Genomic DNA, 21686 nt, shown 5'->3' with positions numbered 1-21686 from the left:
AAACAATGAAAAGTGAGAAGGAGTTTATTTCTAACAAGAGGAATTCTTTACTGTATTGTTTTATTCAAAACTAAATGTAAAGGTGGATACATAATGACGGTAAAGAAGCTTTATTTCGTACCAGCTGGTCGTTGTATGTTAGATCATTCTTCTGTTAATAGTACGCTCACACCGGGGAATTTATTAAACTTACCAGTATGGTGTTATTTATTGGAGACAGAAGAAGGGCCAATTATAGTAGATACAGGTATGCCAGAAAGTGCGGTTAATAATGAAAATTTATTTGACGGTACATTTGTTGAAGGGCAGATTTTACCGAAAATGACTGAAGAAGATAGAATCGTAAATATTTTAAAGCGTGCAGGGTATGAGCCAGAAGACCTTCTGTATATTATTAGTTCTCACTTACATTTTGATCATGCAGGAGGAAATGGTGCTTTTACAAATACACCGATTATCGTGCAGCGTGCTGAATATGAGGCGGCACAACATAGTGAAGAATATATGAAAGAATGTATATTGCCGAATTTAAACTACAAAATCATTGAAGGGGATTATGAAGTCGTACCAGGAGTTCAATTATTGTATACACCAGGACATACTCCGGGGCATCAGTCACTATTAATTGAGACAGAAAAATCCGGTCCTGTGTTATTAACAATTGATGCATCTTATACGAAAGAAAATTTTGAAGATGAAGTGCCGTTCGCTGGATTTGATCCGGAATTAGCTTTAGCTTCAATTAAACGTTTGAAAGAGGTTGTGATAAAAGAGAACCCGATTGTTTTCTTTGGTCATGATATGGAGCAGGAAAAGAGCTGTAAAGTGTTCCCTGAATATATATAAATAGAAAAAGTCATGGGCCTATTAGCTCATGACTTTTTCTATTAAATAACCTTTTTAAATAAGTTATATACTTTTTTCGAATTCCCTTCATTTAATTGATAATAAGTAAGATCTACGTCATCAGGAGTGTTTTGATGGGCAATCATAACTTCACTACTGTTGTTATCTACTATCCAAATTAAATATTGTTTATAAGTCCCATCTTGGAAAGTAATCCACATGTTACAATCTACTGAATCAGAACCTTCTTCATCTAGCGTTAAATCGCCTTTTTTTGCTGTGTCCATACTGTTAATGAATGTTTTTAATTCATCTGTTTTTGTAAGGAAGATAGATTTTTTTGTTTTAATTGACTCTACATGTATATCTTTTATTTCCTGTTTTCCTAAAAAGACAGGAGGTGCATTTGGGTCTCTTTGAGTTGAAATAATAGTAGCTTTCTTCTTTGGTTTGCTTGCTGTATAGAAATCTTGAATAGATTTTCCAGAGTTGAAAAACCATACGATTCCAAAAATAATCAATACACTACCTAGCAGTAAAATAATTTTCTTAATAGAATATTCTCCTCTCTATTACTTCGTTTGAAGAGCTTTTCTATTAATATATGATAGGTAAGCGTAAAGTATTATAGTTGTACGTGGCTATGCTTCACAGTTTTTATAGGGCGATCAACGAGTAAATTGTAAGTAAGCCCTATTAATACGAAAATTCCACCGACAATTTTGCCCATTGAGAGTTCGTGTGACAAGAAGAAATCAATGATAGTCCCCGTAAATAATTGTCCGATAAAGATGAGTAACGTTAAATAAAATGCTGGAATTTTAGGAGTAATATAGTTTGATAATGAGATGACGATAACACCTACTAATCCGCCTAAGTATACAGCGATAGGTATGGATTGCAGTGTATGACTAGAAATATACAACGAATCTGAACTGAAAATTAAAAATAACATAGAGAAAAATAATCCAGTAATATAATTAAAAAACGTACCTTCCCAATTTCCAATTTTCTTTGCTAAATTCGCGTTAATAATTCTAGCAACAACGATGGATACTCCAACTAAAATAGCGATACAAATATATAACATATTCTTGCCCCCATTAATAAATTGTCATGATAATAATTCCAGAAGAGATGAATAATAACCCAACTAGTTTTTTCTTTTCAAACTTCGCAACTTTCATACCTAATAAACCGAAATGATCAATTACGATAGAAGCGATAGATTGACCAAGTAAGCCTAATGCGATAGTAATAGAGGCACCAAGAGCAGAGAAGCTTATATTGCTAAAAAGAACAGTGAATACACCAATCGCTCCAGCGCTATATAAATAAAGCGGAATACCTTTTTCAAAGTGAATTTTATTTTTGTTAAGGACTAGCACGAAAACAACTGCTATTAAACCTACAAGATGAATGACAACACTCGCTGTATAATTGCCAATCAACTCAGATAAAATTCCGTTCAATGGAAGCATAATGGCAATAAGCACACCAATAAAGACAGAAAGAAAGTTATACAATGTAATATCCCCTTTGTATTTCATGTTTGTAATGACTGTATCATGTTGAAATTGTGTATTACTATGACATATGTCATAGTAGAAGAAGAAAATTTTGATTAAAATGGGGATGAGTTGTAAAGGTGGGGAACTATGAAGAAAGTATGTAATTCAAATAAATTAGCAGATTATATGAAACAAAATAATATTGACTCATTTTTTAGTAGTGATATGAAGCCATATATGGAACTTATATTTTTTAAAAAGAATGAGTTCATTTGTAGAGAAAATGAAGAGATAGATTATTTATATTTCTTTGTTGAAGGAAAAGCGAAAGCGTTTAACACATTAAGTAATGGAAAGTCCGTATTATTATGTTTTTATGATAGCTTGCAATTGTTAGGGGATGTAGAGTTAATTCACTCTCAAAGGATCACTTCAAACGTACAAGTCATGGCAGATTCTTATTGTGTTGGCTTGCCTTTAGGGAAAGTTAGAAATCAGTTGTTTCATGATGCGAAATTTTTAAGATGTATTTGTGGTTCTTTAGCCAATAAATTAAATCGACTTTCAAAAAATAGTACAATTAATTTACTGTATCCGCTTGAAAATCGACTTGCGAGTTACATGTTAGCAGCAGGGGAACGAGCGGTTCAGCACGGAAATAGAATTGTGTTTAGTGGGAATTTAACGGAAACAGCCGAATTGTTAGGAACGAGTTATCGGCATTTATTACGAACATTAAATGTTTTTTGTGATAAAGAGATTATAAAGAAAAATAATGGTTGCTTTGAAGTGATGAATGTAGATGTTTTGCGGGAATTGGCTGCGGATGTTTATAAATAGGAGGGGATTATAAATGATTACACCTATATTCAGAATTTTTGATGTTGAAAAGGCTCATTTGTTTTACATTAACTTTTTAGGGTTTAAGTTGGATTGGGAACATCGGTATGAGGACAATATGCCGTTATATATGCAAATTTCGTTACATGATGTTGTGATACATTTATCAGAACATCATGGGGATGCTTCACCAGGTGGTGCGATTCGTGTGAAAATAGAGGATTTAAAAAGTTATTATGCTACTTTATCGAGTAAAGAATATTTATATTCTAAACCTAATATAGAAAAAACACCTTGGGATACACTTGAATTAACAGTGATTGATCCATTTTCAAATAGAATTACATTTTATGAGGAAATGGTTTAGAAATTGAGGTGTCATAAATAATTTATCAAAATAGGGGTTACAATGAAAAGAAAAATAGCGATAATTTCAGATATTTATGGAAATAGTCACGCTTTAAAGGCGGTATTAAAAGATATTTCACGTCGTAAGGTCGAAATGATAATAAATTTAGGTGATAGTGTGTATGGGCCGTTAGATCCTTTAGGGACAATTGAAATATTAATGAGTAACGAGATGATACATATTAAGGGGCGTTTACTTTATAGTAAACTGCTCTTTTTATTTTGGGTAGATATTGAATTATATAAAAATAAAATGTTATGATTATGGAAACATATGAACATGTATTCATGTGTTTGTGAGAAGGAGGGATTGGAGTGAAAGATATAATTATCGTTGGAGCTGGTCAAGCTGGATTAACAATGGGATACTACTTGAAGCAGGAAGGATATAGTTTCTTATTACTTGAGGCGGGAAACCAAATTGGTGATTCATGGAGAAACCGATATGATTCTTTGCAGCTTTTTACACCGAGGGCATATAGTAGTTTGCCAGGTATGGCATTAATAGGAGAGAAAAATGGATTTCCATATAAAGATGAGATTGCAAATTATTTAGAAGGATATGCAAGGCATCATAAATTACCCGTACAATTGCAAACTGAAGTTTTAAAAATAAGGAAAGAGAAAGAAATATTTGAATTACACACTCCTACAGAAATTTTACAATCGAAAAAAGTTATTATCGCATCAGGTGGTTTTCAGCAACCATTCATCCCCTCATTTTCACAACATCTTTCATCACATATTTTTCAAATACATTCATCACAATATATATCACCATCGCAAATTCCAAAGGGAAGAGTACTAGTAGTAGGTGGCGGGAATTCAGGCATGCAAATAGCAGTAGAACTTGCAAAAACTCATGAAGTTACGATGTCTATCAGTCATCCTTTAACGTTTTTACCGTTACATCTTTTTAGAAAAAGTATTTTCAATTGGTTAGAAAAAATAGGTTTATTGTATGCTGAAATAAATACAAAGAGAGGAAGGTGGTTTCAGAAGAGAAAGGATCCTATTTTTGGTTTTGAAGGTAAGGAACTCATTCGTAATGGAGCAATAAAACTATGGGGAAAAGTAGTAAGTGCATCAGAAAATAACATTATGTTTCAGAATGGTGATACGTATAGGGCACAAAGTATTATATGGTCAACTGGTTTTGTTCAAGATTATAAATGGATTGAAATAGAAAAGGCTGTGAATGAGAAAGGATTTCCTAATCATATAAAGGGAATAAGTCTAGTAAGAGGATTGTATTATATCGGATTGCCCTGGCAATCTCAAAGGGGTTCGGCACTTATTTGTGGGGTAGGAAAGGATGCGGCGTATTTGCTTTCTGAAATCAAAAAAATAGATCAGTAGCAGCAACTACTGATCATCCATATGTACATGAATTAGGAGAGGTCAAACATTTATTAACTTTATTATAATAGATTTTCACGGGATAAAAAACTGAAAATTCTTATTTTTGTGTTGAGAAAGTTTTTTTGTATCGAAATATATGAAAAAACAGGAATTTTCATTGGGAAGAAAAATGATATTTATATTTTAGTAAATTATGATATAGTCTACATTAGAGCTATTTCCATAAATATAATTACTTGTAAATTATATTTATGTGAAGGAAGGAGAAGCAATTATGAAGTTTGATGATCAACGCCTACTAGGAGCCCGATTAGGTTCAATGCTCGTAACAGAAGAAAATCAATATTTAATAATTAAGAAAAAAGATCATTATGCACTATTGAATATACATAATTTAGAATGTACACATGTCGAAGTGCAGTTAGAACATATTGAAGAATTGTTGCATGAAGATTTCCAAGAAAGTATAACGGAAATTATCGCGCCGGAACATATAAAAATTGTTGCGAAAAATGTTATATAAAGAAAGAGGCTGGGGATCAGCTTCTTTCTTTATATATGTCTAATTCATTATAAAGATAGCATTTTTAAAACTTCACCAATGACGCCCTCCATTTGATGAACACCTAAGTCTGTATTTGTCATAATAACAGCCCCATTACCTCTATAAGGATAACAAACAATCATACATTGAAATCCAACACCCCATCCAAGTGAGTAAATTTGTAAGTCTTCATTCGAATCCTCTAGAAAAATACCTAATCCAGTCCATTTTGAGCAGCCTTGAGGAGAAATCATATCTAGTACTGTTTTTTGAGAAAGTTCTAGTTTGCTATTTCCTTGTAAGGAATGAATGAGTTCGATTACTAAAGCTGATAAGTCGGTTGGTGTTGTCCAAATGCCTGAAGCAGCTGCGAATGGATAAAATGGATAGTTCTCATTTGTTACAGTTTCATCTTTATTATGCCCGCAAGCAAAAGCATCGGTTTTATCTATGACTTCGGGAGAGAAGAGTGTACTATTTTTCATTTGTAGTGGCTGGAAGATAAGTTCTTCTAGTAACTGACTAAATGATTTCCCAGTAATATCTTCTAGTAGTTGTTCGATTATACAAAAGTTTGCGTCTGAGTAGTGAAATTCACTTTCTGGTTCATAATTCATTTCTATAGGTACTGGGCAATATAATGTTCTACCAGAAAGGACTTCAGGAATTTTAGGTATTCCTTTCTCTAGCTTATAATGTTCAAAACTATTAGGAGGATCAATGATTCCAGATTGGTGACTTAATAAGTTTCGCAACGTGACTTTTTTCTGTGAAGTAAATAGATTGGTAGGGATGTTCCAGGATGTGAGTCTATCAGTTACGTCTTCATCTAAATGTACGATTTCTTGATCTGATAATGTTAGTACGAGCATTGTGGTGATGAATTTGCTAATAGAACAAGAATTGAGGATGGAATCCGTAGTGACAGTTCTATTTGTTCCAGATTCAAGTGTTCCAAAGGCAGTCGCTTCGTTTAGTTTGCCATCACGTATGACGGCAAGGCTTAAACCAGCAACGGAATATTGGTTCATTTTCTCGTATATATTGTTACTTTTTAAGTTCATAGTTGCTCCTTTCTTTTTAAAAATAGAATATTAACTTTATTATACATTGTTAATCTATGAGAGGTGATGTGAATGGAATTAAAAGTTAATTTTTAATATAGAGAAAGAGAATAAAAGAAAAAACCTCATCATTTTTGATGAAGTGTCCTCTTTTATTTTGCAGAAATTCGCATTATAAACTGAAGAAATTTATCTCTATACATATACATTAGCCATAGAGTTGATATGTAGGAAATAAGTGCTCCTTTGTTTTCAATTGGTGCATTGAAAACAAGCCAACCAACTATATCAAATAATAAATGTAGTGCAATTGAAAGAACTACAAATTGTAGTAACGTATTCAAAAATCGTTTCATAAAGTGTCCCCCTAAAATAATAGGTTTATCAATAATGTTGTATATTACTATTATACATTAAATGTGTGTCATGGTAAAATTTACATAAGTTAGTAAAAAAATAAATAAAAGCTAGTAAGGGGGAACGTTCATGGAATTTTGGATGGTTATACCGATAGCAGTCTTTGGGTTCATTTATATCGCTGAAAAACTAACTAAAATTGAAAAGAAAAATGATGCGCGTTTAAAAAGGATTGAAGATAGATTACAATTAATTACGAAAGAAATAGGAATTGTAGAAAGAGAACCCGAAATTAATAAAGAATTGCGTCAGCTTGTGGAAGATGGAAAAACGATTACAGCAGTTAAGAGAGTAAGAGAAGCATTTGGTTTTTCATTACTAGAAGCAAAGCAATATGTCGATAAATTATGAAAAAGATCATCCATTTGGATGATCTTTTTTTACTGAACCATACGTGTATTTACATATGCGGCTATTATGACGTGTCCAATTACAATGATAGGAATAACGATTTTGACATTAGGAGCAGTGAAGACACTACCAATTGTGGCGATAACACCGGCAATTACATTATAAAGACCAACTATTTTTGATAGCTTCACTTTATCCGGCACGCGGCGTTCATTGAATCCTGATAAGAGCCAAGTGTATTGTTTTACCCCGATGAAATAAGCTAGTGCAAATGAAATGATTGCTACTACGAATAAGGATGGGGAAGCGAAGAGAGTTATTGAAACACCTCCGTTTATGGGCTATAAATAAATTATAGTATGAATGTTATTATTTAACAAAATACAATTGTGATTTTAATTGTAATAGAAAAACGGAGTATTTGTGATGAAGGGAGATTAAGTATGAATATTGTGGAATTCCAGAGATATGTATCAAATTTCAGTAAAGAAAAAGGGTTTCAAGATACAACAATTGAAGAGCGTACGATGTATGTGATGGTGGAATTAGGTGAATTAGCGGAAGTTATATTAAAGCGTGATAAAATACAAGATTCGAAAAGAGAGATTGGTTTAGAAATGTTTGATGTAATTTGGAATGTATGTGATTTAGCAAACAAATTAGAAATTGATTTAGAGAAGGCGTTTGAAGAAAAAATGAAAATTAATAAAAAGCGTGAATGGTAAAAAGAAGATTAAGTTTTAAAGCGTACAGAATTTTGTACGCTTTTTTATTAATCGCATGAAAAATATGTAAGAAAAGATGGAACAAACTTTTGGAATGAATTGTCTATTATAGGTAATAACTATTTATTTTGAAAGAAAGGATTGATAAGGATGAAAAAGAATACGTTGATAAAAGTAGGATTATGTGTAAGTTTACTAGGCGTAACTCAATTTAGTAGCACAATTTCTTCTGTACAAGCAGAACGAAAGGTAGAGAACAAAATAATAAAGAATGAGACAGGAACTATTTCAATTTCTCAGTTAAATAAAAATGTATGGGTTCATACGGAGTTAGGTTATTTTAATGGAGAAGCAGTTCCTTCGAACGGTCTAGTTCTTAATACTTCTAAAGGGTTAGTACTTGTCGATTCTTCTTGGGATGATAAGTTAACGAAGGAACTAATAGAGATGGTAGAAAAGAAATTTCAGAAGCGCGTAACGGATGTCATTATTACACATGCACACGCTGATCGAATTGGTGGAATGAAAACGTTGAAAGAAAGAGGCATTAAAGCGCATAGTACAGCATTAACTGCGGAACTAGCAAAGAAAAATGGATATGATCAGCCGCTTGGAGACTTGCAAACAATTACGAATATGAAGTTTGGAAATATGAAAGTAGAAACGTTCTATCCGGGGAAAGGTCATACAGAAGATAACATTGTTGTATGGTTACCACAATATAAAATTTTAGCTGGAGGCTGTTTAGTGAAATCTGCGGAAGCAAAAGATTTAGGAAATGTTGCTGATGCATATGTAAATGAATGGTCCACATCAATTGAAAATGTGTTGAACCGATATGGAAATATAAATTCAGTAGTACCTGGTCATGGGGAAGTAGGGGACAGAGGATTACTTTTACATACATTGGATTTGTTGAAATAAGAAACTGTGGGAATAAAAAAGAGAGGAGAAAACAATTTTCTCCTCTCTTTTTTCTAACTATATTTAAATGCGAAGCTATCGATTACGCCTGAATACGTTACTGAGATTTTAATTCCAAGTATACAAATACCAGTACCGTCATAATTGCTATAATAACGTAAGTAACATCAAGCATTATAAGTGTCTTTAAAGTTTCAGTCATCCTAATTCACCCCTGTTATAAAGATATAACATGATCTCTCTATCAATTAAATAAGAAATTATAAAGATAAAAATGTACATGAAATTTCTTAAGTAGTTTCTATATTAATATATCATAAATTAATGTAAACAATGTTAAGGTAGTGTAAAACTACTGTAAATAAAGGGAGTTCCCATAATAACCTTAAAACATTCTCAACTAATAAAATACGCTATTCTTTCTATTGGATTATAAGAAAGAATAGCGTATTTATATGTGGAATTTTGTGTTTTATAAATCAAAATTATTTACGCAAGAGATTCAAAACGCTTTATCGCCAAATATAGTAAGAAATCTTAGTTTTGTACAATGAGCTAGTAAAAGATTCATTTTTATTTATATATTGTTAGACTTTCTTTAAAGCAATTATTTAGTGATTTGGAAGCATCAACAGAAGTGTACATGCCTATGTATAAATTTTAGAGTGTCAATAAAAATATTATGTCAACAATATGAACTGTCACAAATTTTCATATATTATTGTGATTGATATCACATCCCTTTTTCTCAATGGGCATTATGCTTAGTTTGTAAGGAATGATTGGGAGAGGGTGGGATGATATGTTTTGTTATCAATGTGAACAAACGCCAACAGGCGGATGTAAAGTGATGGGTGTTTGTGGTAAGAATGAAACCATTGCAAGTTTACAAGATACGATTGTGTTTGGATTAAAAGGAATTGCTGCTTATCGTACTCATGCTGCTCAGCTAGGGTATACAGATGCATTTGTAGATGCTACAACTCAAGAAGCGCTATATATGACATTAACAAATTCTAACTTTAATGAACAAGAACATATTGATATGGCTATGAAAGTTGGGAAATCAGCTTTACGGGTGATGGAGTTGTTGGATGAGGCACATACGAATCACTTTGGTGTTCCAGAGCCTGTTCAAATTACACAAAATCATGTAGAAGGTAAGGCAATTGTAGTTACTGGTCATAATTTATTTGCATTAGAGGAACTATTAAAGCAAACAGAAGGAAAAGAAATTAATATTTATACGCATTCTGAAATGTTACCAGCACACGGATATCCAAAGCTGAAAAAATATAAACATTTAAAAGGAAACATTGGTAAGGCATGGTACGATCAACGACGCCTTTTTGAAAAATTCACTGGTGCCATATTAGCTACAACGAACTGTGTTATGCCAATTAAAGGATCATACTCTGATCGATTCTTTTCATATGATATTGCAGGCTTAGAGGGCGTACAAAAAATTGAAAATGATGATTTTGCACCATTGATTCAAAAAGCGCTAGAGCTTCCCGAAGTACATATGGAGTCGGATGAACAGTTAGTAACAGGATTTCATCATAATACAGTATTATCATTAGCTCCAGAAATTATTGAGGCAGTAAAGGAAGGGAAAATAAAGCGTTTCTTTGTCATCGCAGGTTGTGATGCACCAGGAAAAGGCGGGGAATACTATCGTGAATTAGCAACGTCACTTCCTCCAGAAACGGTTATTTTAACAACTTCTTGTGGGAAATTCCGCTTTAATGATGTGAATTATGGGGTTGTACCTGGTACGGAGATTCCGCGTTATATTGACTTAGGGCAATGTAATAACTCAATTTCTACAGTGAAAATAGCGGCCGCTTTAGCAGATGCTTTTCAATGTGAAGTAAATGAATTGCCAGTGAGTATTGTCCTATCATGGTTTGAACAAAAAGCTGTTGCCATTTTGCTTGGGCTATTTAGTCTTGGTATTCAAGATATTCGCATTGGTCCAAAGGCACCTGAATTTATTTCACCTGGTGTGCTTGATGTATTACAAGAAACATTTGGTTTAAAACTAATTACAACTGCAGCAGAAGACATGAATATGATGTTATCGTAACAAAAAGGATGTCCTATATGTAGAGTTGGCTTTATAAAGAATTTGTATGTATTCGCAAGCTCATGTATTAGATGCACAGGTGCATTAGTAGAAGAACAAAAAAATGATCCGTCTTCTTAATAAGGAGAGCTAGCCCATTAACTTCGGAATATTATAACGCCCAAAACAAAAATGCGGAATTTTTGTTTTGGGGTATTTCCTTTTTTTAGCTGGATAGGTATGTGGTGAGATTTCTTAAGAAGAAAATAGGCAGTATCCAATAGATAATAGCGGATTTAAGAAAAAATTTAAAAATCGAGTTGACATTCTATCTACACAGTCATACAATGTAGTGGTAATGAGTAATACTGAATAGCGTAGTTTTTAAAAATATATTCAGTATCCAATAGGCAAAAGCGGATTTAAGAAAAAATTTAAAAATCGAGTTGACATTCTATCTACTTAGTCATACAATGTACTTGTAATAAGTAATACTGAATAGTGTGGTTTTTCAAAAGCTATTCAGTAAAAATTAGCCTTAGTACTCTGTGATACTGAATATAAGTCAGACAGAATAGGGGGTAAAGGAGGATCAGAACATGGAAAATTTAACTGAAATGCTGAAAGGTTCGCTGGAAGGTTGTGTGCTGGAAATTATCAGCCGCCGTGAGACCTATGGCTATGAGATTACCCGCCACCTGAATGAGCTTGGGTTTACTGAAGTCGTAGAAGGAACGGTCTATACCATCCTTGTGCGATTAGAGAAGAAAAAACTTGTGAATATTGAAAAGAAACCATCAGATATGGGGCCGCCTCGTAAGTTTTATTCACTAAATGAGGATGGCCGCCAGGAGCTTGAATTGTTTTGGAGAAAATGGGATTTTGTATCATCAAAAATTAACGTCTTGAAGTCAAACTAGCCTCATAAGATAAAATATTCGGCCGATATTTTGGGAGTTTCTTGTTCTGCTTTATAAAAAAGGAGGAAAAATAATATGTTGGAAATGTTCAAAAAATTAATTGGTGATAAAAAAGAGTACAAAATGATGATGGCACGGGTTGGAGCTCTGCCAGAGGACTACCAATTTGTGTTTAAGAAAATCCAAAACTACATGTGGAATTTCTCAGCGGGCAACGGGATGGATATGCTACACATACAGTATGAATTAATCGATTTGTTTGAAGCCGGTGCGGCGGAAGGCAGACAAGTGCTGGAAATCACTGGGGAGGACGTGGCATCCTTTGCTGACGAACTAGTGGCAAACGCTAAAACTTATGTCTCCAAGTATCGTGAAGATTTGAATGAAAGTATCATGAAGCAATTGAGAAAAAAATAAATGCAAAAGGTAATACCGACTGATTAGCTGGTTACAAATGTGAATTGCCACCATCGCTATTCAGTTATATTTTTAAATCAGTACTAAGTAATACAGAATATCAGTAATACTAAATAGAGGAGTGTAGGCAGTATAGCTTTACAAAACATTTTTTAAGGAGGAAAAAAGCATGAGCAACACAGCGATTTCTGTAAAAGGGTTAAAAAAATCCTTTAAAGATAAGGAAGTGTTAAAAGGGGTAGATTTTGAAGTGCAGCGTGGCGAAATTTTCGCGCTGCTGGGCTCAAATGGAGCGGGCAAGACGACGACGGTCAATATCCTCTCTACGCTGATGAAGCAAGATGGCGGCGAAGTAGGTGTTTGCGGTTTTGACGTCCAGCGTCAATCGGATCATGTTCGTCAAAGTATCAGTCTGACAGGGCAGTTTGCAGCTTTAGACGGCATGCTCACGGGGAGAGAAAACTTGATAATGATTGCCAATTTGCGTGGAGTTTCTAGTCCTGCTCAAGTCGCTGATAATTTGCTTGCAAGATTTAGCCTGACCGATGCAGCTAACCAGAGGGCAGACCAGTATTCAGGTGGGATGAAGCGCCGGCTTGACATCGCGATGAGTTTGATCGGAACGCCAGCAGTCATTTTTCTCGATGAACCGACGACAGGGCTTGACCCCGAAGCGCGGATTGAAGTGTGGGATACCGTCAAGGAACTTGCCGGCGGTGGCACAACCATCTTGCTGACAACCCAGTACCTGGAGGAAGCCGAACAACTGGCGGACCGTATCGCTATCTTGCATGGCGGAAAAATTATTACGACTGGTACTCTTACTGAACTTAAAGAGATGTTCCCGCCAGCAAAAGTGGAGTATATCGAGAAGCAGCCGACATTGGAAGAAATTTTCCTTGCGATCATCGGCAAAAAGGAGGAGATGTAAATGAAAAGCAAAACAGGGGTATTACTAGGGCGCTTAATGCGCAACATTATGCGGAGTCCAGATACGATTATTACGGTAGCGATTACACCGATTATGATGATGCTGTTGTTTGTCTACGTATTTGGCGGCGCCATAAAGACAGGAACGGATAACTACGTCAATTATTTATTGCCGGGAATCTTGCTGATGGCTATCGCATCCGGTGTCGCTTACACATCCGTGCGGTTGTTTACAGATGTAAAGAGTGGGCTGATGGCACGTTTCATTACTATGCCTATCAAGCGCTCGTCGGTATTATGGGCTCACGTATTAACCTCACTTGTTGCTAATGTACTTACTATCGTGGTGGTTATCCTTGTTGCGCTCTTAATGGGCTTCCGTTCCAGCGCTAATATTCTGGATTGGCTTGCGGTAGCTGGAATACTTGGGATGTTTACGCTGGCGCTAACATGGTTGGCTATCATTCCCGGGTTGACAGCGAAGTCTATGGAAGGGGCGACAGCCTACTCATACCCGCTAATTTTTCTGCCCTTTATTAGTTCGGCCTTTGTTCCTACCGAAACGATGCCAAAAATTGTTCGTGCGTTCGCTGAGAACCAGCCTGTAACTTCAATCGTGAATGCGATTCGTGCCCTCTTATATGAAGGGACTGTTGGCAACGATATTTGGATTGCACTTGCTTGGTGTGTAGGAATTATGGTTATCGCTTACTTCTTCGCCGGTAAAGCATTTAAACGTCAGTTAGGGTAAGTGGACCATCGGTTCGGTGCCCTATGGTAACTAAATCTTCTGAAATGAAATATATGTTTGGAAAAGTGGATTAAAATCACATTAATCTTAGTTATTGCTATAATTGTTAGTATTTTTACTGGTTATGTAGTTGGTACGTAAGTAGGTTCAGACGCTGAAAAAAGCAGACTGAGAGAGTTAAAGGGGAAGAGATAATATTTTGACCGCAATTCTAATCGTCATATAATAAATGCAATTTTTATACATGAAAAGCCCACCTATTTCCGTAGGTGGGCCATATCTTTATTACACAATACGAAAGTATACTCTCTTTTTCTAAATATGAAATTATGCATATTTAGAAAAAACTACACTTAATAAATATTACATATAGTAAATGGAAACTTATGGTGTTATTCTTTTAAAAGGTGTAACATGTCAAACGTTATAGAAGGTGCGCTGGTACTAAGTTAGAGAAGTTCTTTTTTTCTGAAAAATGCATATTAATTCGATATTTGTGATAAATATTCGGTTGGATGATTTTATGTTTTCTTAATTTATTCCTTTACATCTACAATGATTATTTATTATAACAGTTTTCGCGTCTAAAATAAGATGTTTCAGCAAAAGGGAATATAACTATCTTTATAATGAGTTCCCAATATAGTCAACGTTTTAACAAAAAGGATATCTGTATTATTTTCTCCTTTTTGCTAACTAATACAGCTTCAAAAAATAGACACAATTGCTACATGCCAATTGTAATTTATTATCTATTCATAATTCTGTTTATTCTGTCTTTCTAAAAATAAAAAAAAATTAGACTCGCAAATATAAACGTTATAATGAGGGCGTCGAGAGGTAACCGATTACCTACGGAGAAAATATCAAACATTTTAAAATTGGACAGACTGAAACGATTAATTGCAGAAAGGTGTGTGACCAGAAGGAGAATTTCTTCAAAATAGTTTAGTAGCAGCGGACATCGTATTAGCTGGTGTAAACAATATCATCAATGCTGACGAAGTATAGGGTTGGAGGATAAATGCCTCGCACATTAAGAGAGACAGCTTTAGGTGGAATCGTTTACAATATGGTGCATCAAGTAAGCGATTCATTTTTAAGAATGGTCTATATTCTTAAGCCTAAAAAGAGACGTAAGAATAGGATACAAGGGGGATTTGTTATATGAATGGGAATACTGCAAAAAAAATAGAATTTCAAGCTGAAAATACTGCAGTGAAAAATGAGGAATATCTAGATCCTAAAAAGTGGCATAAACAAGATACTACCTGGGCATTGAGCCTTTTTGGAACAGCAATTGGAGCAGGAGTACTCTTTTTACCTATTAATGCAGGTTCAGGTGGTTTATTATCATTACTGTTAATTACGATACTTGCATTTCCTGTTATGTATTACTCACATAGGGCACTTGCTAAAATGATATACGCTTCTAATTCTGCTGATGAGGGGATCACAGGTACAATAAGAGAGTATTTTGGAAATAAGGCAAGTATCATTTTTAACATAGTATATTTCGTTTCAATTTATACGATCGTGCTGATGTATTCGGTTGCACTTACAAATACTGCAAGTAGTTTTATCGTGCATCAATTGCACATGCCGGAGCCTCCAAGGGCCATTTTATCTCTTGTATTAGTGCTCGGCCTTATAGCTATACTAAATTTTGGTCAAGATATCATTGTAAAGATAATGAGCATGCTAGTATATCCTTTTATCGTGTCTTTACTTTTTATCTCAATATCTTTAATTCCACAGTGGAATACGTCAATGCTCAGTTTTTCAAGTGTTTCTACTGCTTCAACAGGGACAGGGTATTTTGGAGTGATATTGATGATACTACCAATCATAGTATTCTCATTTAATCATTCTCCTCTGATTTCGTCATTTGTTATAAAACAGAGAGCTACCTATGGAATAGAAGCTACTGATGCCAAATGTGCTCAAATACAAAAAGTTTGTTATATTATGACATTCGTAGTAGTTATGTTCTTTGTTTGGAGTAGTGCACTGAGTTTAACTCCAAAAGATCTTATGATGGCTAAAGAACAAAACTTATCAATTCTATCGTATCTTGCTAATGAGCTTAATTCACCAGTAATCACTATTGCAGCTCCTATCATTGCTTTTGTGGCTATAACTAAGTCTTTCCTTGGCCATTATATAGGGGCATATGAGGTAATGCGTGACGTAATTATCAAGTTTGGTAAAACACGCGGAAAAGCTATCGAAGAAAAAACAGTTAAGACAATGATTCTTGCTTTTGTCGTATTAACATGTTGGTATGTTGCTTATGCAAATCCAAGTATTCTTGGAATCATTGATGCCCTTAGCGGTCCGTTAGTTGCTGCGATCTTATGTCTATTACCAATGTATGCGATTCGTAAAGTACCAGTACTGGCTAAATACAGAGGGAAAATGAGCAATGTATTTGTCATTATTGTAGGTATACTTACTGTCCTAGCAAGTATTAAGTCATTATTCTAATTCGCTATTGTTAGTTCAAGTGCTAAAATAGTGGGATTTGAAAAAAGAATGAAAGAGATTATGGATAAGATAAATCCACATTAGAATATTAAACAAGTAATTTAGTGAGGGTTAAAATCTAATATAAAAAGACATGAACAAAGATTAGTTCATGTCTTTTTTTGTGTTGGCGTTATTCTTAGAAGAGCGTTTAAAGTAGCGGTAACGAATAAAATGTTTTTACTAGGTATTTAAATAGGGGTAACTGGCATCTAGTCAAACTCAATATTATTTTGAGTGTAACTGGTCACTGCTTATGGGCAGTATAAACATAATCTCTCTTTTAAACCTTCTAACAATTCTTCAGGCACTTCCCTAATTTTGATATCCTTACCTAGGAAAAGTAGCCAATTTGTTATTTCTGTTAATTCATCGAGATTGTTAACATTGATAAAAGTCTTTAAAATGGCTGTGGATTGGTAAGGATTTGTATAGGAAATAGAAATTTTTAAAGGATGGTATTTTTTGAACTGGGCAATCGCTTTTGGACCAAGTTCAAGTACAAGGTTGATTGCTTCGTCCTTCTTACTGAGTTTTTCTAAAATCTTTTTCTTACTTAATCTCTTTTTCATCGTATAGGGTTCGACATTGATGAGATGATCGACAGGGAGCATCTTCTTTTTTTCTTCTTTTATGTCAAAGACTTCAATTATCCAATGGCTTTTTTCTTGATAAAGGTGTAGTAGATAAATTGGATAAGACTTGATTTCCGCTTCTTCTTTTATGGTAATCAATAAATGGCTATCCAAAAGAAGGATTTGGATGAGTTTTTCTAACATAGGATGGGGGAGGTCAGAAAGCTCAAGTAGGTCAGGATTATGAGGGTTAGTCCCTTCAAAAAGCAAGATTTGATTTAAAAGAACAAGGTCATCTTGCTGGATTTCTGAGATGAGTCCTAGTAGTTTTTCAGCTAGAGACTGACGACTTTTCAAATAGGGAAGTTGTTGATTTCTTGTGGCCATAAAGGCAATAAAAAGAGCTTTGACCTCATTATCAGTAAAGCGAACGACGGGCAGGATAGAGTTATGCATGACAAAATAGCCCCCAGCCCTTCCAACTTCAGCGACGAGCGGCATCCCCATGGCTTCAATCTCTCTAATGTCTCTAATAGCTGTCGATCGTGAGATGTTAAATTCTTGTATGATTTCAGAAATTGTAAAGTGGGAGCGGTTGTTGATGTACCGCATGATGGTATTAATCCGTTCAACTTTTTTCATGTTGGTCTCCTAAACAGTATCATTTTTTGACATGATTTAAGGATATTATAAACTCATCAGATGAAAAGATAAATCATTTGATTAATTTAAAAAGAGGAAGGTTTTGAATATGAAAAATTATACTTTGGAAGAAAAAGATAGCTTTATCGTGTTAGGTATTGGAACTGAACTTAAGAGCGAATACACAGACTTTGCTGGAATAAATAAAGAAAAGGAAGACTTTTGGTCAGCTGTTAAAGAAGATGGAAGGCTGGACACTTTAAAAGCTTTAGCTACAAATGATTACATTTTTTCTGTGAGTGAAGCGGTGAATAACAAGATGATGTATTACGCTGGTGTCATGACAGAGGCAACGATACAAGAAGAATCTAGAGTTATCCAGTTTCCGAGGGGAGAATACCTAGTAGTTAAAGGGGAAGGCAATACAGCTGAGGAGCTAAGTAATAAGCTTACTGGTATTGCATTTGGTCAAGCATTAGCAGAAGTAAAAGATTTTTCCTATGTTGGTGGGCCAAATACAACAGTTGAGATGGGGCAGCGAAACGGCTTAGTATTTGGTGAAATATGGATTCCAGTTGTTAGGAAGTAAAGTGTTAAAAGGAGAGATGGAATTGTCCAATATAGTTGATTTTAAAAACGTAACTACAGCTGGCATGGAGTCTTCACCTGTAGCAGAAGCACTTGCTGGTTTACGTGCCCATGAAGCACGTTACTTTATGAATAAATACAAGCATGAATTTACGGTTGTACCAGCTAGTGAAAGTGAGAAGACTCTTGGTTATGTGAACCGCATTTTGAAAGAAGAACGTGATATTGAGTTTGCGGCAAAACCTTTAGAAACATCGTGTTTTCAAGTGGAAAATATTAAATTTGCCTATGTCTTCTATGAGGATGGTCTTGCAGTCAACGTCATGTATACGTTGGATAACCCAAAGAAGCGGGCCGTTGGATTTAAGCTTTCTGAGGGAATGGAGATACCAACGGAGTTAGTAGAGAAGTTTAAGTTTGCTAGACAGAAGTCTAAACTTGCTGGAACAATTCGAGGTTCGTTTTTTGTAATAAAAGGAGAATATAGTGTAAGTTGAAGAATCATTCATTTGTTATATTGAGTTATTTTTTAAAAGGCGCGATTAAGGCTAACGATCTTGAATTGTTAGCCTTTTTTTACATAAGTAAATAATATTTACAGTCTGCTACACACTACGTTCAGATAAAATAAAACGAAAGGAAATTACTGTAGGGTGGTGGTGGCGTGAGCAAAAAAAGGCTATTTGAGTTATTCTTAGTAACTTTTGCTTTACTATTCCTTCATGTAAGCACATTTACTAATGAAAAATTGAATGATAAATTTGGTAACTTTACCTTCTTTGTTGTATTTTTCATGTTTTATATCAACGTTGCATTTATAGAACGGTATTTTGATGATATACAAAAGTGGATTCGAAATATCACATTTCTTCTTGCCCTGTTAGTAGTAACTTTAATATCACTATGGATAGGTTACTTTTAAAGCCTTGTGATCACGAAAGTCCCCCAGTTTAAAAAAATGGAGGACTTTTCATAGTCTTCTAAATACAGTGAATCCCGATAATAATACGCTATGTTAACCTTATATGAATAGGCATACATTAATCTTTTTTCTCCTCAATCATGATAAAATGGACGATAAGAAATTTATGTAAGATAAAGGGGTGGAAGATTCATGGTCAGTTTTAGCACTTTGCTAGCTTTTGCAATTGTTTCACTTAGTATGGTTTGTTCACCTGGGCCTAACATGATTTATCTCATTTCTCGCTCGATTACGCAGGGGCGTATGGCAGGATTCATTTCTCTTTTGGGTATCATGCTTGGCTTCATAATTTATATAATTGCAACAATGTTCGGACTTACAGCCCTTTTCCTAGCTGTTCCGTCTCTCTATGAAGCAGTTAAGTGGGCAGGTGCTGCTTACTTACTCTGGCTCGCATGGAATTCGATTAAGCCTGGTGCTACATCTATTATGGAACCTCGTACTATTGCTATTGAGCCGCCACGGAAATTATTTTTAATGGGACTTATGACGAATCTGCTGAATCCTAAGATTGCTATTTTGTATGTGTCACTTCTACCTCAATTTGAAGATCCTGAGAAAGGATCGTTGCTTCTACAAGGTGCAGTTCTGGGCTTTACACAAATAACGGTTAGCTTTATAGTCAACCTCCTAATTGTATTTACAGCAAGTAGAGTTGCCAAATGGTTTGCCATAAGCCAACGTGGCTGCGAGTGCAGCGTTGGCTTATGGCAAGCGTCTTGACAGGTCTTGCTGTACGTCTTGCTTTTGAACGTCGACAGTAAGAGTCTTCTTGGGGAAAGTTACTATCTTTTTGGAACGATTGTAAGGGGAATAAGAATGATATTAAAAATAAAGCCAGCTACTGTATGTTCTTACTTTTACCTAACGTTTTTTCAAAAATGCTAGTAGATGCTGTTTCTTTTTTTAGAGGATACGGTAGGAATACCGTATTTTTTATTATAGGGGAATTTTGTTTTGTTAGCTTGAGAGCAATGTGAAACCTAAAATAATATGATCATATTATAAAAAGGGAGGAGGATATGAGTGCCTAAAATTGTTGATCAAATACAAAGGAAGAATCAGATAGCCACTGCTACTTGGCGTGTAATATTAGAAAAAGGTATTGATAAAGCTTCTATACAGCAAATCGCTGACGAGGCAAACATTTCGGTTGGACTTGTTCAGCATCATTTTTCGTCTAAAAATGAATTAATTCATTATGCAATGAATTTAGTATTGAATCGAATGGAAGAACGGGCAAACACTCGTACAAGTGAATTTAAGGGAACGAAAGAAGAAGCACTTAGAAGATTAATGAAATTTATTATTCCTTCTAATAAAGAAGAAATGTTGGAAGGGAAGGTTTGGATTACATTTCTGGGTATATCCTTTAGTTCTCCAGAACTTATTGAACTTCGGAAGAAAATGGATGACCATACGAGGTATCTTATGGGAATAATTCTAGATTTAATGAGGGATCTAGGATACGTCACACCAGGTCACAATAGAGAATTTGAATTAGAGATACTGTACGGATTTATTGATGGGCTAGTAATTCATGTCCTTCAAACACCAGAATCATATCCAGAAGAAAAAGTAAATCAACTTATTGAGTATTATTTAAAAGAAAAAAAGAGGGATTAATCGCATGAATAAAGTTTTCATTATTATTCTTGTAGTTGTTATTGTATTGATTATTAGGCAGCTTATCCCGAAGAAAGTAGATAGCTTCGATCTTCTTGGTATACCAATCATGGCTATAATCAGAACTTATATGGGTCTTCCAAATAGATTGGACTATATTATTACAATTGAATTAATTAGCTTGCTTATATTAGGAGCGATAGTTGGTTATTGGCAAGCTAAGAGGGTGAAAGTTTTTCATCATAATAATCAATTATGTAGTGTTGGAGGCTATACGTATATTATCGGATGGATTATTATGCTTTTGGGCAGGATTGTTATTTTATTGTTGTTCAATCTTAACTCGCTCGTATCGACATTTCAAGCGGGACAGGAACAGTTTACGAGTGAAATAATTAAAGTTCTTTCTCATGCTGGAGATTGGTTAATATGGTCTACTATTCTTGCATCTTCCATCATGTATACCGTTACCTTATATAAAGATCACCCGGATATCAAGAAATTAATACATGATCGTTTTAAAGAAATAAAACAACGAATAAAATATTAATTTAACTAATTGTTGTTATATGGGCCATTGCCACATGCCCATCAACTTAAGAAAACAAATCAGCCCCAAAACGAAAAAATGAGCATTTTTGTTACAAGTTAGCACAAAATTTCGTTCTG

At 34.6% G+C, this 21686-nt stretch carries 26 protein-coding genes and 4 pseudogenes; 23 read left to right on the top strand and 7 right to left on the bottom strand.

The genetic code is table 11. The features are described from left to right. The first annotated feature begins 93 nt into the window (after positions 1-93). A complete protein-coding gene (gene aiiA, locus MHB76_RS16290) occupies positions 94-846 on the top strand; it encodes a quorum-quenching N-acyl homoserine lactonase AiiA (protein ID WP_002110992.1) in 753 nt (250 codons plus the stop codon). Between the two features lie 41 nt (positions 847-887). On the opposite strand, the gene MHB76_RS16285 is transcribed toward aiiA, so the two are convergent. From MHB76_RS16285 to MHB76_RS16275, 3 genes are all read right to left on the bottom strand, one after another. Beyond that, positions 888-1367 (bottom strand): hypothetical protein, encoded by a 480-nt coding sequence (locus MHB76_RS16285; RefSeq protein WP_002161034.1) that lies wholly within the window; start codon positions 1365-1367, stop codon positions 888-890. Positions 1368-1471: 104 nt separating this feature from the next. Further along, positions 1472-1936 carry a DMT family transporter gene (locus MHB76_RS16280; protein WP_002121102.1) on the bottom strand — a complete coding sequence of 155 codons (465 nt, stop codon included), beginning with the start codon at positions 1934-1936 and terminating at the stop codon, positions 1472-1474. Between the two features lie 13 nt (positions 1937-1949). Continuing rightward, a complete protein-coding gene (locus MHB76_RS16275; RefSeq protein ID WP_002121099.1) occupies positions 1950-2396 on the bottom strand; it encodes a DMT family transporter in 447 nt (148 codons plus the stop codon). Positions 2397-2504: 108 nt separating this feature from the next. Here MHB76_RS16275 and yeiL point away from each other — a divergent pair, with 108 nt between their 5' ends. From yeiL to MHB76_RS16250, 5 genes and pseudogenes are all read left to right on the top strand, one after another. Further along, positions 2505-3197: a transcriptional regulator YeiL gene (gene yeiL / locus MHB76_RS16270; RefSeq protein WP_002110988.1), complete on the top strand. Its 693-nt coding sequence runs from the start codon at positions 2505-2507 to the stop codon at positions 3195-3197. A 13-nt stretch (positions 3198-3210) separates the two neighbouring features. Further along, positions 3211-3564: a glyoxalase superfamily protein gene (locus MHB76_RS16265; RefSeq protein WP_078174096.1), complete on the top strand. Its 354-nt coding sequence runs from the start codon at positions 3211-3213 to the stop codon at positions 3562-3564. Between the two features lie 42 nt (positions 3565-3606). After that, positions 3607-3795, top strand: a pseudogene (locus MHB76_RS16260) (metallophosphoesterase family protein); the annotation flags it as partial. Positions 3796-3920: 125 nt separating this feature from the next. Then, complete coding sequence (locus MHB76_RS16255) at positions 3921-4964, top strand: flavin-containing monooxygenase (protein ID WP_016105549.1); 1044 nt, start codon at positions 3921-3923, stop codon at positions 4962-4964. 277 nt (positions 4965-5241) lie between these two features. Beyond that, the gene (locus MHB76_RS16250; protein WP_002110984.1) at positions 5242-5490 is read left to right on the top strand and encodes a hypothetical protein; all 249 of its coding nucleotides are present in this window, start codon (positions 5242-5244) and stop codon (positions 5488-5490) included. Positions 5491-5537: 47 nt separating this feature from the next. Here MHB76_RS16250 and MHB76_RS16245 read toward each other — a convergent pair whose 3' ends face one another. Continuing rightward, positions 5538-6575: a serine hydrolase domain-containing protein gene (locus MHB76_RS16245; protein ID WP_078174095.1), complete on the bottom strand. Its 1038-nt coding sequence runs from the start codon at positions 6573-6575 to the stop codon at positions 5538-5540. A gap of 152 nt (positions 6576-6727) precedes the next feature. Beyond that, complete coding sequence (locus MHB76_RS16240; protein ID WP_078174094.1) at positions 6728-6931, bottom strand: hypothetical protein; 204 nt, start codon at positions 6929-6931, stop codon at positions 6728-6730. A gap of 130 nt (positions 6932-7061) precedes the next feature. On the opposite strand from MHB76_RS16240, the gene MHB76_RS16235 reads away from it, so the two are divergent. Next, positions 7062-7343, top strand: a complete 282-nt coding sequence (locus tag MHB76_RS16235; RefSeq protein WP_016105546.1) for a hypothetical protein — start codon at positions 7062-7064, stop codon at positions 7341-7343. 29 nt (positions 7344-7372) lie between these two features. On the opposite strand, the gene MHB76_RS16230 is transcribed toward MHB76_RS16235, so the two are convergent. Beyond that, on the bottom strand, positions 7373-7663 hold the full coding sequence (locus MHB76_RS16230; RefSeq protein ID WP_016105545.1) for a DUF3784 domain-containing protein: 291 nt from the start codon (positions 7661-7663) through the stop codon (positions 7373-7375). Between the two features lie 123 nt (positions 7664-7786). Between MHB76_RS16230 and MHB76_RS16225 the strand changes: the two genes are divergently transcribed. From MHB76_RS16225 to MHB76_RS16185, 10 genes and pseudogenes are all read left to right on the top strand, one after another. After that, the gene (locus MHB76_RS16225; RefSeq protein ID WP_078174093.1) at positions 7787-8068 is read left to right on the top strand and encodes a MazG nucleotide pyrophosphohydrolase domain-containing protein; all 282 of its coding nucleotides are present in this window, start codon (positions 7787-7789) and stop codon (positions 8066-8068) included. Between the two features lie 150 nt (positions 8069-8218). Continuing rightward, entirely contained in the window at positions 8219-8992 is a 774-nt protein-coding gene (gene bla2 / locus MHB76_RS16220) for a BcII family subclass B1 metallo-beta-lactamase (RefSeq protein WP_078174092.1), read from the top strand. A gap of 802 nt (positions 8993-9794) precedes the next feature. Further along, entirely contained in the window at positions 9795-11081 is a 1287-nt protein-coding gene (gene hcp, locus MHB76_RS16215; RefSeq protein WP_078174091.1) for a hydroxylamine reductase, read from the top strand. 578 nt (positions 11082-11659) lie between these two features. Continuing rightward, positions 11660-11980 carry a PadR family transcriptional regulator gene (locus MHB76_RS16210; protein ID WP_002128372.1) on the top strand — a complete coding sequence of 107 codons (321 nt, stop codon included), beginning with the start codon at positions 11660-11662 and terminating at the stop codon, positions 11978-11980. Positions 11981-12055: 75 nt separating this feature from the next. Continuing rightward, complete coding sequence (locus MHB76_RS16205; protein WP_002014108.1) at positions 12056-12397, top strand: DUF1048 domain-containing protein; 342 nt, start codon at positions 12056-12058, stop codon at positions 12395-12397. A 169-nt stretch (positions 12398-12566) separates the two neighbouring features. Further along, positions 12567-13328, top strand: coding sequence for an ABC transporter ATP-binding protein (locus tag MHB76_RS16200; RefSeq protein WP_002161044.1), 762 nt, complete (start codon positions 12567-12569; stop codon positions 13326-13328). Next, the gene (locus tag MHB76_RS16195; protein ID WP_002014105.1) at positions 13329-14078 is read left to right on the top strand and encodes an ABC transporter permease; all 750 of its coding nucleotides are present in this window, start codon (positions 13329-13331) and stop codon (positions 14076-14078) included. A gap of 57 nt (positions 14079-14135) precedes the next feature. Beyond that, positions 14136-14330: pseudogene (locus MHB76_RS26335) on the top strand (PRK06770 family protein); the annotation flags it as partial. 611 nt (positions 14331-14941) lie between these two features. After that, positions 14942-15099 (top strand): annotated as a pseudogene (locus MHB76_RS16190) (L-serine ammonia-lyase, iron-sulfur-dependent, subunit alpha); the annotation flags it as partial. Between the two features lie 146 nt (positions 15100-15245). Continuing rightward, positions 15246-16565: an aromatic amino acid transport family protein gene (locus tag MHB76_RS16185; protein ID WP_002110964.1), complete on the top strand. Its 1320-nt coding sequence runs from the start codon at positions 15246-15248 to the stop codon at positions 16563-16565. A 293-nt stretch (positions 16566-16858) separates the two neighbouring features. Here MHB76_RS16185 and MHB76_RS16180 read toward each other — a convergent pair whose 3' ends face one another. After that, positions 16859-17821, bottom strand: a complete 963-nt coding sequence (locus MHB76_RS16180) for a helix-turn-helix transcriptional regulator (protein ID WP_078174090.1) — start codon at positions 17819-17821, stop codon at positions 16859-16861. A 109-nt stretch (positions 17822-17930) separates the two neighbouring features. Here MHB76_RS16180 and MHB76_RS16175 point away from each other — a divergent pair, with 109 nt between their 5' ends. From MHB76_RS16175 to MHB76_RS16150, 6 genes and pseudogenes are all read left to right on the top strand, one after another. Next, the gene (locus tag MHB76_RS16175; protein WP_078174089.1) at positions 17931-18410 is read left to right on the top strand and encodes a GyrI-like domain-containing protein; all 480 of its coding nucleotides are present in this window, start codon (positions 17931-17933) and stop codon (positions 18408-18410) included. Beyond that, on the top strand, positions 18397-18906 hold the full coding sequence (locus MHB76_RS16170) for a phage tail protein (RefSeq protein ID WP_078174088.1): 510 nt from the start codon (positions 18397-18399) through the stop codon (positions 18904-18906). The genes MHB76_RS16175 and MHB76_RS16170 overlap by 14 nt, the downstream gene beginning before the upstream one ends. Before the next feature lie 167 nt (positions 18907-19073). Further along, positions 19074-19331, top strand: a complete 258-nt coding sequence (locus MHB76_RS16165) for a DUF3963 domain-containing protein (protein WP_078174087.1) — start codon at positions 19074-19076, stop codon at positions 19329-19331. Between the two features lie 192 nt (positions 19332-19523). Further along, positions 19524-20155 (top strand): annotated as a pseudogene (locus MHB76_RS16160) (LysE family translocator). Between the two features lie 262 nt (positions 20156-20417). Beyond that, complete coding sequence (locus tag MHB76_RS16155; RefSeq protein WP_002066410.1) at positions 20418-21017, top strand: TetR/AcrR family transcriptional regulator; 600 nt, start codon at positions 20418-20420, stop codon at positions 21015-21017. Between the two features lie 4 nt (positions 21018-21021). Beyond that, positions 21022-21567, top strand: a complete 546-nt coding sequence (locus tag MHB76_RS16150; protein ID WP_002137530.1) for a hypothetical protein — start codon at positions 21022-21024, stop codon at positions 21565-21567. Positions 21568-21686 lie beyond the last annotated feature (119 nt).

The sequence above is a fragment of the Bacillus sp. FSL M7-1345 genome, assembly GCF_038006985.1.
GTDB classification, from domain to species: Bacteria; Bacillota; Bacilli; order Bacillales; family Bacillaceae_G; genus Bacillus_A; species Bacillus_A cereus_U.
This window is presented reverse-complemented; position numbering and strand designations above follow the sequence as displayed.